Below are 18620 nucleotides of genomic sequence, written 5' to 3' on the forward strand. Positions count from 1 at the left end.
TCAAATTGATTTAACACTCGCCCCCCTCCTGTCTTGGTTAGCGCTCAGAATAAAACATTTGGGTCATGCGTTCACAATAACTTAGAAAACAGGGATGTGATTGAGCATACTCTTGTAATGGAGAATGGATAGGCGGCTGAATGATACTTTTGAGAAATGCGTAAACACAAGCATCAATACTCGTAGGCTCATTTCCCATAAAAAACTCACTGTCTGCCAATGGAATGCTCAAAGCGTGCAGATCAGCGATACCTAATTGATAAACTTCTGTAGTGGTATGTCGACCTAATCCCTGTCGATAAAGATCCTGGCGAATTTTTCTTTGAATTAATTTAGGAACAAAGTAATAAAGTGGCTGTTTCAGATGACCAAAAAAGGCCTCTTTTGTGGTTGGCCAATACCGATCATCAAGCCAGCGCGAATAAACAATCACCCAATATAAATGTTCTTCAAGCATCCGCCTTACTGCCAATGCTTCTGCTTTTTGAGCCGCAGTTAAATGACCATCCAAAGGATCACCATATTTTTGTTGCAAATAATCGATAATAAAACCACTATCGGCTATTTTTCTTCCATCATCACTAATGACTGGTAACTTCTTCTTTGGCGCTCTTCGCGGATCAATAACCGATACCGTTTCAAAAGGAAGTTTTGCCATTCGCAAATAAGTTTCTAATTTCATGCAAAATGGGCTGGGATTAGGAAGCGACCACGCAGAGGGAAATTGATAGAGTTTTATCATGTATTATTCCTATCGATTTATAGAGCGCATTATTGATTATGACGCCCATTTGGGAAGGAAGCAAAATCAAACCAACAAAAAAACCGACGATAAACCAGAAAATTGTTTGCAAGAACTCTTTTTTTCTTTATTAAATCACGCCATTATTGTTCTTAAAATACCCCCTAAAAAAGACATAAGGATATAGAAAATGCCAAATATTCTAGTTATTGGTGGTGGAACAGGGCTAACAACAGCTTATATGTTAGAAAATGTTATGGGGTTTAACGTCACTTTAGCAGAAAAAAGTGAACGTTATGGCGGTCATATTAACAGTCTCGATTTTGGTGACCATGGAATCGCAGAGGGTGGCGCTGAGTTCATAGGTGCACCAGAGAGTTATCCTAATGTTCATCAATTATTTTCTATCTTAGGTGTTAAGCTAAAACGCTTTGAGCTTAATGCGGATTTGCATAAAGTCAGTATTGAGCATGGCAAAGAGGATCACCTCGTTTTACCTCCTGTGTACCACTCTGCAGAGAGAAATAAGCATTCCTTTTCTGGTTTTTTTAGTTGTTTTTCCACGGATGATGAATCACAAAAAGAGATACGCATTGATTTTGGCACTCTATTAAATAAATTTTCTGATCTATTGAAATTGGAATGGGAAATTCTGCGGGCAGAGCATGAGAGGGAGCCTGATGATATTCATGAGGTTCAAACCCTTGAAGAGTTTATGGAAGGATTTAAGAAAAAAAACATGGGTTTTAAAGAAGAGGAGATTGATGAGTTTAGTAATCGAATACTGTATCCCATAGTAGGAGCAGCTTGGGGTATTCCTATCTCCGAAGCCAAGAAATTTTGCGCATTTTATGCAATGAACTATTTAGCCTTGAGTAAAGACTGGTATGACGCACCAAGTGGTCTGAGTAGCTATATGGAGGCCATGAAAACCCAATGTAACAATCTAGACATGCGTCTCAACACAGAGGTTGCAAAACTAATTGCTATTACTGATTCAAAAGGGATTAAATATCAAGCCATGCTTCGTGATGGCACGCTAATGAAGACCGAGCAAGGCGAGCCCATGTTATTTGATGATGTGGTCATTTCTACCCCCGCTTACGCAACAGCGGCGATACTACCTGATATAGATGCTCAAGACCTGCAAGACCTTAAAAAAGCGCTTAAAAAGGTTCGGTATTACGATACAACGCTTGCTTTTCATCTAGATCCTCTTTACGCCCCTCCGCGCGGAACTGTAGTTCATACACGCGTTGAAGGAGACTTAGCAGCCAATACAGCGCAAAAAGACTGGAAAGCAAAAAATGGAGCGACTCCAGTGAAAAAAACATGGGTATTAGCTGGACAACCAATGCCCAATAATATTCTTAAAACAGAACACTATAAACACCCTTTTATGGATAAAAATTATTTTATAGCACAGCAAAAACTCCATACGATGCAAAAAAAATATGGACTCTATTTTGGAGGAATTTTAGGCTGGAAAGGTGATTCCCATGAAGATGCAACCATTGCAGCACTTCAAGCAGCACGCTCCATACATCTAAAACACGATCGAGTTCCAGCTGCGAATTGGCGTTTACAAAATTTTCTGGATGAAAACAGTTATGTTATTGAGCGAAATAACCAACTCAGTGTCGATGAAGTCAATAAGAGAACGTGTACACTGTTCTGACAACAAATGAGTAATCCAGGAACAGTGAGTGATTAAAAAATGATGTTTTCCCCCTATGATGAACTAATGTTCTGCAACACAGCGGAAGCCGAAAAATAAAATTCCTCGGATTCCGCCTTATTCCCCTGCCCTATATCTTCTTGAATCACCCTATACTCTGCACAGTTATTTTAAGGTACTATGAAATCGTTCATTTTTTATAGGAGATTATGTTGAAAAGGATCTTTTTTTTATTAATTTTTTTTGTTTCTCAAGCAATAAGTTCGGTATTTAGTACAGAGGATATTCAAAAGCTGAGGCAGAATTTTTTTGCAAATATTCAATCTAATGGAGCAATAATCGCCGCCCCCTCAAAACAAAATCCAAACTACTATTATGATTGGGTTCGAGATTCAGCAATTGCTATGAATTTGATTGAAACATGGTATGAATCCTCACATGCCTTTGGTTATAAAGAGCGCTTATATAACTATGTTTCCTGGACCCAAAGACTTCAACATCAGGATGATCCATTACCAGGACACGATATATTGGGAGAACCTAAGTTTTATATTGATGGCTATCCTTTCGATGGCCCCTGGGGCAGACCACAAAATGACGGACCGGCTTTAAGAGCTTCCGTTTTAATTCATTTTGCCGAGGAGCTGTTAAATGATAATGAAATAGAATATGTAAAAACCAATCTTTATAATAATAGCTTGGACCCCTATTCTATGGGCGTCATTAAAATGGATTTGGAATACACCGCTCATCACTGGTCTGACCCAAATTTTGATCTTTGGGAAGAAGTACTGGGAGATCATTTTTTTACTGCTATGGTACAACAAAAAGCCCTCCGCGAAGGAGCGGTTCTTGCTCGCCGTCTCAAAGATGATAACGCGGCCGTTTACTATGAACAGCAAGCGGAGATGATAAATGATCGTCTGATGCAGCATTTAGATCGGGATCATAAAACCATTCAAGCAACGCTCTTACCCCACCCAGGACCACAAAAAACTTTAGAACTTGATTCATCTGTAATTTTGGGCATTTTATTTAACTCACATGAAGGAGATGCTCTATCTCCGAGTAGCATATATGTACAAAACACAGTTCATGCATTATATGAGCAGTTTGATTCAATGTTTCCTATTAATAAAAATCATTCAGGTGAAATTTTATTCGGTCGTTATCCAGGTGATACCTACGATGGATATCAAACGAATAGCATAGGAAATCCATGGTTTATATTAACAGCGACTATGGCTGAATATTATTATACGCTTGCCGATAGCTTGCCCTTAAATAAAAAAAATGAATCACAAATAGCGAAACACATTCAGGTTGGCGATAATTACCTGAAACTTATAAAAAAATATGCCCCCAACATGAAATTAAGTGAACAAATTAACTTAAATACGGGAATCCAACAAGGAGCTCCTTCGCTAACCTGGAGCTATGTGGCCGTTTTACGTGCTATAGAGTTAAGAGATAAACTCACAAGCAAAATTAAAATAACTTCTTAATATAGCTATTTCTAGGTAGCCCGTATTAGCGCAGCCTAATACGGGGATGTAGCTTACCCGGATTACGACGTCCTCTAATCTGGGCTGCACGTCTGCATCCGACCTCACCAGGGTTAGGTAGAAGCTAAATAAGAGGGCTCTTTTTTACCAACATCTTCGGTAGAAACTAACTCTTTACGACCTAATAAACGTAATGGCTTACCTGAAATAATGTAATTCTCAATTTGTTCCAAGCTCATATTTTTTGTCTCAGGCATATAAAAGTAGGTATAGATAAGCCCCAAAAGACAAATCACCGCATATAAAGCAAAGGTATATTCAATACCCATCATTTTTTCCAAAATCGGGAAACTAAAAATGACAACTGTATTAAAAGTCCAGTTGCTCATGGCAGAGAACCCCATGCCAGCACCTCGTACGTGCAAGGGAAATATTTCAGCCATCGCAATATGAGGTATTGGCCCTACACTCACTGCAAAAGAAAAAATATAAAGAATGAGACACGCAACGGACAAATAAGAAAGCCAGGCAACTTGATTTAAAGAAAATACACATAAAGCCAGCAGACTGAGGAACATGCCGGAAAAACCAAACAACAGAAGTTTACGTCGACCGATTCTATCGACACTGAGCATCGCAATAATGGTCACCAATAAATTAACCAGACCAATCCCTATGGTCGCCAATATTTGTCCCGTAGTGCTGTTCATGCCTAAATTTTTAAAAATTTCAGGTGCAAAATAGATCACCACATTGATACCACTTAATTGTTGCAAACAAAACAACATGGAACCCAGCATCAAAACAGGTAATAGAGGATTTTGAAATAAAAGCAACCAACTTCCTTTTTTCGGTTCATTAGCTAAGGTTATTTCAATATCAGTTAACTCGTGCTCGATAGAATGACTGTTACGTAATTTTTTTAAGGCCTTAGATGCTGCATCACGTCGCCCAACACTACATAGCCATCTTGGAGATTCGGGCATGAGTAAAATGCCAATACTTAAAACCAGAGCGGGAAAAGCACTTGAAGCAAACATAGCGCGCCAATCATGGTTTTCCAACAGCAGGTAATTGACTGAATAAGAACAAACAATTCCCACGGTCATTGCTAATTGATAAATAGCAACTACTGCCCCCCTTGTTTCATAGGTTGCAGTTTCAGCCAGATACAAGGGTGCCATTACCGAGGCCATTCCAATGGCCAAACCAAGCACCAGTCGAGAGATAATGAGCACGGTAATGGAGTCAGCGAATCCAGCTCCTAATGCCCCTAAAAAGAACAACATGCCTGCAAAAGCTAATAACGTACGGCGCCCAAAACGTTTTACTCCTTTTGATGCAGTAATTGCACCAATCAGCATAGAGCCAAATAAAGCACCAAAGGGTAAAGCCGAGGCCATTATGCCAATATGCGTTGCATTTAATTCAAAATGATTTTTGACTAACTCTAAAGAGCCGGCGATGATTCCCTCATCGTAACCGAACAAAAAACCTGCGACCGAACCGATAATTGCGACAACCCATGTCATGTTTCACTCCTTGAATTGATAATTCGAAAATTCGGCTAGGGTATGTTTCCAATTCCATCATCCCAAGCGCAGCGAGGGCTCTCCTATCATAATACGGTACTACAGGACGGAGCTTCCTCACGGCCCTTGGGAGAAACGGCTTGCAAACAAACTCTAAAAAGAACGTTCTTCAAAATAGCTAATCCCATCCTATAACACTTTGACGGGCAGCAAAGGCTAACTCAGTAATTAATAACCAGTTGCCTTTTTTAATTGCTTCTTCGGGTACTAACCAAGAGCCTCCAACACAAGAAACATTGGATAGCGCTAAGAAGTCCACAAAATTTACTTCATTGATGCCGCCAGTTGGGCAAAATTTTGCTTGTGGAAATGGACCTTGCATCGCACGCAACATATTGACTCCTCCAGCAGCTGTCGCAGGGAAAAATTTAAAATGCGTATATCCCATAATAAGGCCTTCCATCAATTCGGAAACACTGGATATACCAGGAATTAAAGGGATAGTAGAATGACATCCAGCAGCTAATAGTTCTTGGGTTTTTCCAGGACTTAGTGCAAATTTTGCACCTAAATTCGCTACTTGTTCTAATTGTTCTGGGGTGGTTACAGTACCGGCGCCAATTAAAGCATCTGGGAAAGTTTCGGTGAGTAGCTTAATCGCATCCAAGGCGATCGGTGTTCTTAGTGTCACCTCAAGAACCTGAATACCGCCAGAAAATAACGCTGTGGCCAAAGGCACCGCATGTTCTATTTCTTTAATTACAACAACTGGGATTACAGGTGATGCACAGAATACAATTTCCGGTTGCACCATCCAATTTGGAAACGACATGAACCCTCTCCTTGCAGTCAGATAGCCTTGATAAAATAACAGGGTAACTCGGGATCATTCCGGTTACTCTCATTGTCACTCACCATTAAGGTAATAAAACCCCCCCTCTCCACCTGTGTTAGCGGCTGGGGTGAGGGTACCACAATCCCCCCCCCTCATCGTCCTCACGGACACCTCCCCCCTTATTGAGAGAAGGGAAAATCTTTAATTTAAGAAACATTTTATTCTATCGAGCCAACGATTGTTTTAAATAAACTGCAGCGCCTAAAATACCTGGCTGCTCGGCAGTAATTACAAAGGTCGGAATTTTCGCATTAAACTCACTAAAACGCCCCTTTTCTTCAAAACGCGCTCTGAAATCACTGCCAGACAACAGGGAAATTAAACGTGGCACAATACCACCAGCAATATAAATACCACCAAAAGCGGCAACAATTAGTGCTAAGTCCCCCGCATAAGCACCGAGAATCGCGAAAAACTGTGCGACAGCTGCTTCTGCAATAGTACATTGTTGTGTTAAAGCCAAAGTAATAATCTCAGATGCAGGAATAGGAGGTTTCTCTTTTTGGTGCAATGCCGTCAATGCTTGATATAAATTTTCCAGACCCTGACCTGACAATAATCGCTCATAAGAGACATGATCGTATTTTTTTTTCAGATGACAATAAATAAACCACTCCTGTTCCGTTTTGGCTCCCCAGCTGATGTGTCCACCTTCTCCCGCATGAGCCCAATATCCCTCTCGACCAGGAACAAGGAAAGCGACTCCCAGTCCTGTTCCAGGGCCCAATACCGCCCTTGCTCCATTGGGATTTGCACTGCCTCTTCCAATCTGTATGATTTGCTGATCCGATAAAACTGGCAGGCTCATTGCAATCGCATTAAAATCATTCAAAACCTTCAGTTCTGTCAGATTTAACCGGTGTTTTAATTCGCTGATTGAAAAAGTCCAATGTGTATTGGTCATACAGAGCACATCGTCAACTACCGGACAAGCAATAGCAAGAGCAACTTGATTAATTTCTTCCAATTGATGCTGTTCTTTATAAGCCAATAATACCGCTTCAAGACTGGGGAACGCAGCGCATGAATAAATTTCAATTTTATCCATGACCAAGTTTTCTAAATTGACACGGCTAAAACGTGCAAAAGTTCCACCAATATCGGCAACAATCGCATAAGACTTTGAATCATCAACGCTCATAACAAGACTCTTTTCCCTGAAACAAACTGCAAGCGCCCTGTTCAGCTCCCGTAAATTGTGACCTTAGGCTGGTAAATAATTCTCGGCCTGTGCCAAAGTGGAATGCTGTTTCATGCAAAACTGCTTTGGTTCTTTGTCCTAAGACCTGCTCAGAAACTAATAATTGTAAGATACCTTGGTCTGCATCAATTAAAATCATATCCCCCGTTTCAACTCGAGAAAGCACCTCATTATCGAGCGCTTCTGGCGTAACATGAATTGCAGCGGGAACTTTACCTGAAGCACCCGACATACGCCCGTCAGTGACTAAAGCAACTTGATATCCTTTATCCATAAGCACACCGAGCTTAGGCGTTAATTGATGCAATTCTGGCATTCCACAGGCTTTAGGTCCTTGAAAGCGAAGTACAACCACACAATCCTGATTTAACATCCCTTTTTGAAACATCTCCCCAAACTCTTCCTGACTGGAACAAACTACGGCAGGAGCCTCTATCTTACTTTTTCCTGGAGCGAGTCCGGAGGTTTTTATTACAGCCCGTCCTATATTGCCACTTAATACTTGTACTCCTCCTTGGGGCTTGAAAGGAGTTTTAGCGGAAATTAATACACGCTCATCACTCGAACTAGTTGGCCCAGAAACCCAGAGTAATTGTTCATTGTCCAATATTGGCTGTGTCGTATATCGTTGCAAACCATGCCCCATCACCGTATCAACATCTTCATGTAATAGCTCAGCTTCCAATAGGGTATGAATAAAATAGGCCATACCACCAGCTCTTTGAAAATGATTAATGTCTGCATATCCATTAGGATAAATTTTCGCAATTAGGGGAGTAACCGCCGATAATTGAGCAAAATCATCCCAATTGATCGAGTAACCGGCCATATTCGCTATAGCAATTAAATGTATCGTATGGTTGGTTGAACCACCAGATGCCAACAAAGCCACTATCCCATTAACAATATTTTTGACATCGAAGATCTTGCCTATGGGCAGATAGTGCTCATCCAAATCGGTTAAAGAAAGAATCTGTTGCGCTGCATACCGAGTTAACGCATCGCGCAATGGAGTATTCGGATTGATAAATGATGAACCAGGAAGTTGCAACCCCATCGTTTCGATAATCAGTTGGTTGGAATTCGCAGTGCCATAAAAAGTACATGTACCTGCAGAGTGATACGAGGCAGCTTCTGCCTCAAGCAGTGCTTTTTTATCTGTCTTTCCTTCCGCATACAATTGACGGATACGTGCTTTTTCCTCATTTGATATTCCTGAAGGCATAGGACCTGCCGGAATAAAAATGAATGGTAAATGGCCAAAACTCAATGCGGCCATTAATAAACCAGGCACAATTTTGTCGCAAATACCCAGCATGAGTGCGCCATCAAACATATTATGTGAAAGCCCTACAGCTGCGGACATGGCGATCACATCCCGACTTAATAAACTTAACTCCATTCCTGTCTGGCCTTGGGTTATCCCATCACACATTGCAGGAACGCCCCCTGCAAATTGTGCGACACCTCCTGCTTCAGAAATAGCCTCTTTTATTAAAGAGGGGTAATTGAGGTAAGGTTGATGTGCAGAAAGCATGTCGTTATAAGCAGAAACAATAGCAATATTGGCTTTGGTCATACCGCTCAGGTTGGCTTTATCCTGCTTCACACAGGCAGCAAAACCATGCGCTAAATTGCCACAATGCAGTATACTGCGCTGAGGCCCTTTAATACGGGATTTTTCAATATGCTTCAGATATGAATCTCTGCTATGGGCACTGCGTTCACGAATGCGATCAGTAACTTGAGCTACAACCGGGTGCATTTTTTTTCCTTAAGGTGCATACAACACCTGAACATTGGCATCTGCATTATTTAAAAAAGCACTGACAGGCATAACTCTGGGATCGTGCTCTGCCATTGCTTGATGCAACACCGCCAGTTTTTTGTGGCCTAATAAATGAAAAAAAATCACGCGGCTATTTAACAACCTTTTTTTTGATAAGCTGATTCGTTGATGAGATGCTTTTTTGGGACTCACACGAAGTACTGCTGCCGCATTATCATCTAACCCCTTATCAAGCTCATCCGAGCAAGGAAATAAGGATGCGGTATGTCCATCCTCCCCCATACCTAAAACTACTGCATCAAAAGTCGGTAAAGAGGCAATGAGGTGCTCTATTTGCTCTAGCGAGTGCCCTTCGTCATATAAACTCAGAAAATGAGCTTTGGAGGCGTGATTCTGTAGTAAAAACTGTCGAACCGAATGTTCATTTCGCTCGGAATCATGAGCAGGAACACAACGTTCGTCAGCCAGAGTTATTGTAACTTTATCCCAGGGAATATCTGTTTTGGCCAGGGCCTTAAATAAATCGAGAGGGGTTTTGCCACCTGAAACGACTAGATAAGCATGACCTCGAAGATTGATTGCATCACCGAGAATCTGCTTGAGCCGGTTAGCTAAGTCTTCGGTTAATAAAGGCGCTTCACTAAAACTATGTAACTGCATTTTGTTCACCCCATACATGTGCCTTGCCATTGTATAAACGAATTACTTCCAAAGGCCCCCAAGTTCCTGAGGGATAAGTATAGAGAGGGGTATCTTGTCTTTCCCATGCTTGCTTAATTTCATCAATCCATTGCCAGGCTTGCTCTACTTCTTCACGACTCACAAACAGATATTGATGGCCTAACATGACTTCCAACAACAACCGCTCATACGCATCTGCAATTCTTTGTGAATTAAACAGGTGATTGAAATTTAAATCCAACTTACTGTCCCTTAATTGCATGCTTTCACTAAGTCCAGGGACTTTATTCATCATTCGTAACTCCACCCCCTCATCAGGTTGTAAGCGAATAATGAGCTGATTAGGAGACAACTCCTGTTTTAATTGTTTGAAAATGTTATAGGGTTGTGGTTTAAAATAAATCACCACTTCACTTTGCTTTTTTGATAATCTTTTACCCGTCAATAAATAAAAAGGAACACCTGACCAGCGCCAATTATCGATATAGGCTTTGATCGCAACAAAAGTCTCCGTGGTTGACTTTTTGTAAGCCCCCTCCTCCTCCAAATATCCAGGTGTCTGTTGACCTCTAATTACGTTTCCCACATATTGGGCTCGCACGGTATGATCATGCACATGAGTATCTGAAATAGGTCGTAATGATTTTAATACTTTTAATTTTTCACTACGAATACAATCGGCATCAAGACTCATTGGCGGCTCCATGGCCAAAAGCGATAGGATTTGTAGCAAATGATTTTGCAACATGTCTCTTACTTGACCTGATTTATCATAATAGGCCCATCGTCCTTCTACACCAACTTCTTCAGCCACGCTAATTTCGACCTTATCAATAGCTTGGTGGTCCCAATTTGAGGAAAAAATTGCATTAGCAAAACGAAGCACCAAAAGGTTCAGTACCGTTTCTTTACCGAGATAATGATCAATTCGATAAATTTGACTTTCAGCAAAAAAATGGGCCACTTCATTATTAATGGCAATCGATGAAGGCAAGTCATGGCCAATCGGTTTTTCTAAAACCACTCGCGATGGTTGATTTGTTAAGCCTATACTCGAGAGACCTTGGCATGTTTGAGCATAGAGTGATGGAGGAATTGCAAAATAGGAAATGGGTATTCGCTCCTGGGGATTCACATAATCGATTATTTTTGCAAAATCTTCAGATTGGGTTAAGTCAATCTGGCAATAGGTTATGCGCTCCAAAAGGCGTGACCAAACTCGTTCATCAAGACCCTCTCTGATAAAAGTCTGCATTTTGGATTTTATTAACTCAGTGAACTCAGTTAATGTTAACGAATCACGTGCACAACTGATTATACGTGTATGGGCATGAAGCAAACGAGCACATTCCAACTGATACAAAGCAGGAAATAATTTACGACAAGACAGATCCCCCAAGGCACCGAATATAATTAAATCACAAGGATATTGTGCAGCGACTTCTTCGATCATGTTTATCCTAAATCAATCGTTTTTTAGAGGTTCAATACTAAATTGAAAGATAGTCTAGATCAACTCAAATCAGGATTATCTTCAAAGTCAGTAGATGAAACAATTTTTGCACTCTAAGTTCCGCGTATCAAACGGGGAATGGAGACAAATGTAATTTTTTCATTGGTCGCCGCTCTGATCTTAAAAAAGAAGTTGCAATTTACACGAAACAGTTTAATGTGCTGAATTTTCAGAATTATTGCCAAGAAATTTGGGCATATTATTGCAAAACCTCATTTTTATGCTATATGAAATAAATAGGTAGCAGTTCGCTTCTGCCTGAAATCCTATGGCTTAGCATTGGAGCGATGACTTAGATGAGTAGTTGTTGCAGTATTGACCTTAACCTAAATCATTATTAGGAGAAGCAGATGCTTAATAAGAGATTTTCAGAAAGACTAAATAAAGAACTTGATAATATTGGAGCTCCGGAATCAAGTGCGGAACGTATTGAAGTATTATCAAAGCTCGTTAAGATTCCAAAATTTAAAGCAGAAGCATTACTCAATGGTGCCACAAATCCTGATGAAAAACTACTCAATGCATTAGCTCAAGAATTTGAGGTAAGTGCTGACTGGTTAGTTGGCAAAAGTGATTCATCTCATTAATATTATCTTCAGCTTGAACTCGTATAATACATATATTGGCTATAATTAAATCAAAACACTTATAATTGTGGGATATATGTATTATGCAAACACCTATAGATGCATCAATTGTGCGTTCCTTGAAACAACAAATTGATCACTACGATAATCGTGGTCCATTTTGCATTAGCCCTGAAGGTGAGGAACAGTTATATGAAGGGATAGAAAAATATGAAGGAACTCGCTATGCATCAGCAAAATCTTACATAGAGAAATATCATCTAAATATAGACCCTGATGCCTCCTCTGATCCCCAATTTTTTAGAAAAAAATTCATCGATTACATTCAGAATCATCCTTTTCCTCAATATAACGATGACCCTGCAATACGTAAGACCCGTCCTGAGGAAGCGACCACGAATATGGAACAATTTTTCGGTAAACAAGGTGCTGAATTATACCAACTCGCATTAGAAGAGGAGATGAATAGCAAAGAGTACAGGAATGCAGTAGTCATCAAGTCAACCACTCATTTTGATGGCCCAAAATGGTTAGAACGTCCTGTGGTAGTCGTTGGTGGTCCTTCAGCCTCTGGAAAATCTTTTGCAGCACAAGCAGCAGTAGAAAAAGCAAATGAATTTTTAGCAGCTGATTACACTGATATGAGTGGAAATCATGTGATAGCGGCTGATGGAGGAATTGTTCGTGAAGTATCGCAAATGCGTAAACTAGTCATCCAACTTGCTAATAATCAAGGATATACTGGTGTTGAAGATTTATATAAAAAATCTAAAAAATATATGGAATGTGTCAAAGACTGTGTCCGTGAAGCAGCATTTTTAACCCCCGAAGTAGGTGTTGTGATTCCAGAAACTTTTACAGACCCGTTAAAAGGAAAGAAACTGCTGAAACAAATTGAAAAGCTGGATAATACAAAACATATTTTTACACGTGTGATAGGTCACGATGACACTATTTTTAGAAAAGTTGTTGCTTTTATGGGCTCAAGAAGAGCATGGAAAACCGATAATTTTAACCAAGAACCATTAGATTTAAATAAATCCGGGTTAGCAGAATCCAAGGCATATGGCAAAGGCGGGTTTAAATGGGGTAAATATTTCTCTAAAGAAGCAGAGAACTGGTTTAGACGTAAGAGTAAAGATAAATTATATATGCACATCATTAATGATCTCATTCTATTGAAACCCGATCCCAATCAACCAGGAAATTGGATTGAGGCAAACCAAAACGATGAAGGGGCACGCTTATTCTCTGAGAAAACCTATAAAGAATGGAAAGCCTTAAATTCCGAAGCCGGACCCGATCCTGATGCTGCGCTTTCTCCTAAACCCAGTCTTATCGACTATTGCAAGGCCCATTCAAAATCCCAAATTATGACATCGCCACAAATCGACTTTCTCGTAGCCCAAAAAAAAGTGGAACAAAAAATAGCTTTAGGCCATCAAAAAATTAATAAGTTAATGACGCAAGATCCTGTTAATGAAGAAAAAATTAGATGTCTAAAAACGAGAGAAGCCTTTTTGGAAGGTATTTTGAACTTTTCATTAAACAATTTGGATCGTTTGGATGATATTGGACAAATGAAAGCTCAGCTTGAAGAGCAGCTGTTGACTTTAAGAATAGACTATAATGCGAAAAAAATTCTTAACAAAAGAACAATGAATCTAGTCAATGAGTTTAAAGAAACACTGGATAAGGCAAGTAAAGAATTCGAAAATAATCCAGCCTTCTATGAAAATAGCAACGATACGGTCTTTTTTAAGCGGAAATATAATCAAGTATTAAAACAACTTGAAAATGTGGATGAGCAAGAAGAGCAAAGTACCCCGAACGCCCCGTTTTAATCATTCCGGATTACTTACAAATCCTGAGCCGCTCGCTTGGGAACGGTCTTTTTCATTCAATCGTGTTCCAAATCGACCGTTCTCAAGTTCGCTTGCCATCTGGCCTATAACTCCTGAAGTGCATTCAATAAATTATCAATATCTTGTTCATTATTATAGTAATGCAAGGAAACTCTGATACCGCCATCGCGCTGAGTGACCCAGACATTATGGGTTTCCAGGTGTTTCATGATTTTATCTAACTCCGGAAAAGGCCCTAACTGTACGATACCTGAGCGAGACTGTTTCTCGGTGTCTGAAAGAACAGGTAAATTGAATTGATGTAATCGTTCGATTAAATAATCAGTAAGAGAGGTAATACGTTCTGCGATATTTGCAATACCAATTTCTTCAATCAGATCAAGTGCCGCATTAAAACCGGAAAAAATAGTCATATTATCCCAGCCTAATTCAAAAACACGGGCAGATTGATAAAATTGACAACTTCCATCAAAGTTCATCGCAGACTGTACACTTCTCCATCCAATCAAAGCGGGAGTCAACTGTTTAAAGAGGTCTGGATGAATATAGATAAATGCGATTCCTTCACCACAGCACATCCACTTGTAACAAGAACAAACGAGTGCATCAATTCCTTGTTTTTTGACATCGATAGGGAATGCACCAATTCCTTGAGTTCCATTCACAATAAGATGCGCGTCTCTTTTTAAGTTCTTAATTTGTTCCAAATTAAGTTTATAACCATTGGCATAATGGACGTAACTGGCAACAATTGAAGAAATTCTTTCCTCTTCCTGTTCAGCAAAATCCAATCGTGCAGCAAGATCCGCGGCTGAATCAGTCCATTTGACTGAATGTCCAGCATTTTCCCAAGGTAAAATTGATGAAGAAAAATCATTTTTTACAAGCAAAACAGAATCTCCACGGGGGAGCGAATGAGCCAATGCGTTCATACCGAATGAAACACTAGGGATAAAGGCAATATGCTCTTTTTCTGCATTAATCAATCGAGCAATTTTTTCTCGACATGTTTCCGTCAGCTGGATGTTGTCACCAAAAATTCTTCCCCCATTCAATGCCAGTGATTGGTATCGATCAGTCACTGCTTGAAGTGCTTGCCTTGATAAAGCACCCCCTCCAGCAGTCATAAAATAGGTTTGTTGATTTACAACAGGAAACAGTTCCCGGTATTTTTCCCAATTTATCATTATCTTATAACCCTTCTTCGCAACAATAATTTAACTCCAGCCGTTCTTTGGCCTCTTCTTCACTCATGCCGTCTAAAACGTAGAGAGTTCCTGCTTTAGTTTTGGCAATCCCTAACTTATTGGCGAGTTGACCGGGCATAAAAACATCGATATGTTCAACAGCAATAGACAATTGATGCATAATATCTGTTTTTAGTTGTTGAATTAATGCTGAAATTTGTGCTGAATCTAAATTGTTTAATAATTCAATTCTCAATTCAACGGCACCACCTCGTGTAATAATTTGGTAATCACAGGCAATTTCATCGTATTCAAATAAAATATTTTCAATTTCTATAGGAAAAGCTGAGTTTCCTGTGGTTTTGCACTGAATTAAATCCGCAGCTCGCCCCATCGCATTGATCACTGGAGTAGAGTACTCACAACCACAGTCATGTTGTAATTTACCAAAATCACCCGTTTTATAACGTAACAGTGGCATATGATTTTTATGGGTATTTGTTAAAACAATATTGCCTAATTCCCCCTCATTCTTTATTGGTGTATTAAAATCATCTTCTAATAATTCAATAATCAAATAAGGTTTTGAAGGTAAATGATACTGATGTCTACTGCATGATACTAAACCACCACTATCAAGTTCCGTTAATCCATAAACTCCATGAACAGTTGCTCCTCCATAGAGCTTACTGATACGAGCAAATTTAGCTCTGGAGATAATTTCCCCTGTTAAAATAATTTTTTTGATTGAAGAGGTTGCCGGATCAATACCCTGTGCGCGCATGGCCTCCGCGTACCGCAGGGTTTCCAATGGACGAGCAATAAGTAGCTCAGGCTTCATACGAGCAAAAATTTCCAACATTTTTCTAGGTGAGCACAGATGAGTCTTCACACCAGTGGGAATCGCCATAATCCCTAATTGGTTTAAGGCAGCAAAATATTTTAAGCCGATAGGATTCATCTCAAAAGGTAATGCAATCACAGCACTTTTAACTTCGGTCTTATCTAAGGCAAGCCATTCGTAGATAAAATTCGCAAATTCTCGACTGCGTTCTGGACCTAAATCAGGAATAACAGGAAATGGATTACCTGAAGTACCGCTTGTTTCAAAATAAGCAGGAGGTCTTTTGGCAAGTGCTTCGTCAACAAGGACAGAAATTCCAGGATATTTTTTATCAAGGGTTGGAAAATGCCGAAGATCACCTAAATCATTAATTGAAGCGGGAACGTTCTCGTAGGTGTTTTTATAAAATGCAAAATTCTCTTTCACGTAGTGAATCAAATCGTTAAAGCGATTACACAATACCTCTTGATCACTTTGACTCAAAAATATACTCGACATATTAACCCCAAAAAATTGAATAAATTACATCCATGTTTCATTGAAGCGTTCAATATGTTGATGCTAGGCATCCGCTAATGCTTCTTTGTCCTTGGCACCAATGCTGTAATTATTTTTGATCTGCATCATCAAGAAATCAGCATATTCCATTGGTTCAAATATTGGCTTTTGCTCAGTATTAACCGGTGCTATTACCGCATGAGGATCCGGTTCAAAAAATAGTGGAATAGAATATCTTTCTTTCCCAGAAACATTAATTACGCGGTGTGGTGTTGAAATATATTCGCCGTTACTGAGGCGATGCATCATATCCCCAGTATTTAAAATAAAGGCTCCTTCTAGAGGAGGAACATCCAACCAGGTACCATCACATTGCTTCACTTGCAACCCACCCACAGAATCTTGAGCTAACAAAGTCAATGCCCCCCAATCAGTATGTGGTGCAATTCCATATTGATGCTCAGGAATTACTTCAGGTTGTGCTGGATAATATTGCAACCGTAAGAAAGTGGTTGGCTTGATAAAAAATTTATCTAATTCGTAATAATTCTGGTTTAATGATAGGGAAAAAACACGAATTAAGTTACGTAATAGGAGTAAAACATTTTCACGGTAATGCAGTAATACATTCTTAAAATCAGGCAATAAATGTTCAGCAGGCCACTGATTAGGTCCGGCAAGATTAATACCTAATTTATAATCTTCATCTGTATCGGGCACTTCATGACCCAATATAAATGCGGCGCTTTGATTAGGTATCATCGTTTCACCTAAAGTTGATAACTTAAAACGAGATCCTTGAATAGCCATATACCCGCGAAAAAATTGGTTTTGCTTTATTTTTAATTTTTCTTCTTCAGGCAAATGGTGAAATAGTCTTGATTGCTCAAAAATGGTATCAAACATATGTTGAGAAATCCCATGATTAATAACATATGCGAAACCAATATTGGTATATACCTCTTTAAACTGCTGGGCTAAAGCGTGTAAATCATGTATTGAGCGAGCAGTAAAAAGGGCTGAAACATCAATTATTGGGATTTGGCTAACTTTTATCATAAAAATTCCTTAAAAACCGCCTATAACGAAACAATATTGGGTAAAAAATGTTCTCCCTAACATTTTGGCATCCTAGAAAAGGATGCCTCCTGATGCCAGATGTTCGTTATTTCTTTTTAAAACGCAGGTAAATCCACTGACACTTATCACTGTATTCATCAGTAACAAATAATTCTCGCGTTTTGGCCATGCCAGGTGTTAAAGGTTTAGGATAAATAATGTAGTCATAACCCATTTTTGCCCAGAGTGGCATTACAATAGGACATTCCTCTATCAGATAGTTCAATCCATGATTAAATAGCGTCGTGGTATCTGTTGAAGGATTAATCAGGGTTAAGCGCTCAATATACGTCAAAACATTCGTATGAAGAGCAGCCTTATATTCTTCATTATCACGATAGGCAGCATCTACACGCTCTTTGAGTGCGGCATAGTCTTCATGCAATAGAAAATCATCCCAACGAATAATGTTATGGGGTACAGTCAATTTACTCAGTGCAAAAGCACTTCGTTCGAGCCATAGATCACCTGCCTCCTTGGCAAAGATGTATGCCTTTTCTTCACCCAATCTACCGTAATGATTATGCTTTTGTAGCGTATCAGCGAGCACAATGTCGCAGCGTCCAAATGGATATTTATTAACGAGTTCAATTGTTGCTAAAAACTTCCCTTTTTCATGATAAGCCTGTCCAACACTAATAAATAACAGAGCCTTCTTTCCTTCAAAATTCATTTTCTTATTTTCACTCTCGATATCCAGATCAGAATATCTGAATGAAGCCTTATGCGTATTTAATTCCTCCGTGTTAACCGGGCTCCATTGTTCCTCAATTTGATGTTCGACAGAAAACATTTATAGCTTCCTTTTGAAAATTGTTATTTTTTTAGCACTCTAAATTGCTAACTATTTAATTTTAAAGTTAAAAATATCTACAATTTGAGAGTTGGGCCGGATTATATCAATTATCCGAACTATTTCGCTATTTTTTTTTCATTGAATATTAAAAATATTCACATTGCTATTTACTAATTCAATAAATTTGT

General features: G+C 39.4%; 16 protein-coding genes. 5 read left to right on the forward strand and 11 right to left on the reverse strand.

From position 1 onward, the window contains the following. Positions 1-37: 37 nt before the first annotated feature. Positions 38-742: a glutathione S-transferase family protein gene (locus OQJ13_RS05920; protein ID WP_265709867.1), complete on the reverse strand. Its 705-nt coding sequence runs from the start codon at positions 740-742 to the stop codon at positions 38-40. Here OQJ13_RS05920 and OQJ13_RS05925 point away from each other — a divergent pair. The 3 genes from OQJ13_RS05925 (at position 741) to OQJ13_RS05935 (ending at position 3925) form a co-directional block, all read left to right on the forward strand. After that, complete coding sequence (locus OQJ13_RS05925; protein ID WP_265709868.1) at positions 741-929, forward strand: hypothetical protein; 189 nt, start codon at positions 741-743, stop codon at positions 927-929. The two genes, OQJ13_RS05920 and OQJ13_RS05925, sit on opposite strands and share 2 nt — an antisense overlap. A gap of 3 nt (positions 930-932) precedes the next feature. After that, positions 933-2420, forward strand: a complete 1488-nt coding sequence (locus OQJ13_RS05930; protein WP_265709869.1) for an FAD-dependent oxidoreductase — start codon at positions 933-935, stop codon at positions 2418-2420. A gap of 209 nt (positions 2421-2629) precedes the next feature. After that, positions 2630-3925 carry a glycoside hydrolase family 15 protein gene (locus OQJ13_RS05935; protein ID WP_265709871.1) on the forward strand — a complete coding sequence of 432 codons (1296 nt, stop codon included), beginning with the start codon at positions 2630-2632 and terminating at the stop codon, positions 3923-3925. A gap of 113 nt (positions 3926-4038) precedes the next feature. On the opposite strand, the gene OQJ13_RS05940 is transcribed toward OQJ13_RS05935, so the two are convergent. The 6 genes from OQJ13_RS05940 to zwf form a co-directional block, all read right to left on the reverse strand. Next, entirely contained in the window at positions 4039-5457 is a 1419-nt protein-coding gene (locus OQJ13_RS05940) for a sugar porter family MFS transporter (RefSeq protein ID WP_265709872.1), read from the reverse strand. Between the two features lie 178 nt (positions 5458-5635). Continuing rightward, positions 5636-6289 (reverse strand): bifunctional 4-hydroxy-2-oxoglutarate aldolase/2-dehydro-3-deoxy-phosphogluconate aldolase, encoded by a 654-nt coding sequence (locus tag OQJ13_RS05945; protein ID WP_265709873.1) that lies wholly within the window; start codon positions 6287-6289, stop codon positions 5636-5638. A gap of 226 nt (positions 6290-6515) precedes the next feature. Continuing rightward, positions 6516-7493, reverse strand: a complete 978-nt coding sequence (gene glk / locus OQJ13_RS05950) for a glucokinase (protein ID WP_265709875.1) — start codon at positions 7491-7493, stop codon at positions 6516-6518. Next, complete coding sequence (gene edd, locus OQJ13_RS05955) at positions 7483-9318, reverse strand: phosphogluconate dehydratase (protein ID WP_265709876.1); 1836 nt, start codon at positions 9316-9318, stop codon at positions 7483-7485. The genes glk and edd overlap by 11 nt, the downstream gene beginning before the upstream one ends. 9 nt (positions 9319-9327) lie before the next feature. Beyond that, positions 9328-10002: a 6-phosphogluconolactonase gene (gene pgl / locus OQJ13_RS05960; protein WP_265709878.1), complete on the reverse strand. Its 675-nt coding sequence runs from the start codon at positions 10000-10002 to the stop codon at positions 9328-9330. After that, positions 9989-11476: a glucose-6-phosphate dehydrogenase gene (gene zwf, locus OQJ13_RS05965; protein WP_265709880.1), complete on the reverse strand. Its 1488-nt coding sequence runs from the start codon at positions 11474-11476 to the stop codon at positions 9989-9991. The genes pgl and zwf overlap by 14 nt, the downstream gene beginning before the upstream one ends. A gap of 410 nt (positions 11477-11886) precedes the next feature. On the opposite strand from zwf, the gene OQJ13_RS05970 reads away from it, so the two are divergent. Both OQJ13_RS05970 and OQJ13_RS05975 read left to right on the forward strand, forming a co-directional pair. Further along, on the forward strand, positions 11887-12123 hold the full coding sequence (locus tag OQJ13_RS05970) for a hypothetical protein (protein WP_028380906.1): 237 nt from the start codon (positions 11887-11889) through the stop codon (positions 12121-12123). 83 nt (positions 12124-12206) lie between these two features. Then, entirely contained in the window at positions 12207-13967 is a 1761-nt protein-coding gene (locus OQJ13_RS05975) for a hypothetical protein (RefSeq protein ID WP_265709882.1), read from the forward strand. A gap of 104 nt (positions 13968-14071) precedes the next feature. Here the strand turns inward: OQJ13_RS05975 and OQJ13_RS05980 are convergent, their stop codons facing one another. From OQJ13_RS05980 to OQJ13_RS05995, 4 genes are all read right to left on the reverse strand, one after another. Then, complete coding sequence (locus tag OQJ13_RS05980; RefSeq protein WP_265709884.1) at positions 14072-15175, reverse strand: aminotransferase class V-fold PLP-dependent enzyme; 1104 nt, start codon at positions 15173-15175, stop codon at positions 14072-14074. 4 nt (positions 15176-15179) lie between these two features. Continuing rightward, positions 15180-16517 carry a phenylacetate--CoA ligase family protein gene (locus OQJ13_RS05985; RefSeq protein WP_265709886.1) on the reverse strand — a complete coding sequence of 446 codons (1338 nt, stop codon included), beginning with the start codon at positions 16515-16517 and terminating at the stop codon, positions 15180-15182. A 63-nt stretch (positions 16518-16580) separates the two neighbouring features. Further along, positions 16581-17576 (reverse strand): isopenicillin N synthase family dioxygenase, encoded by a 996-nt coding sequence (locus OQJ13_RS05990; RefSeq protein ID WP_265709887.1) that lies wholly within the window; start codon positions 17574-17576, stop codon positions 16581-16583. Between the two features lie 106 nt (positions 17577-17682). After that, positions 17683-18429, reverse strand: a complete 747-nt coding sequence (locus OQJ13_RS05995) for a hypothetical protein (RefSeq protein ID WP_265709889.1) — start codon at positions 18427-18429, stop codon at positions 17683-17685. Positions 18430-18620 lie beyond the last annotated feature (191 nt).

It is taken from the genome of Legionella sp. PATHC035 (genome assembly GCF_026191115.1).
Classification (GTDB): Bacteria; Pseudomonadota; Gammaproteobacteria; order Legionellales; family Legionellaceae; genus Legionella.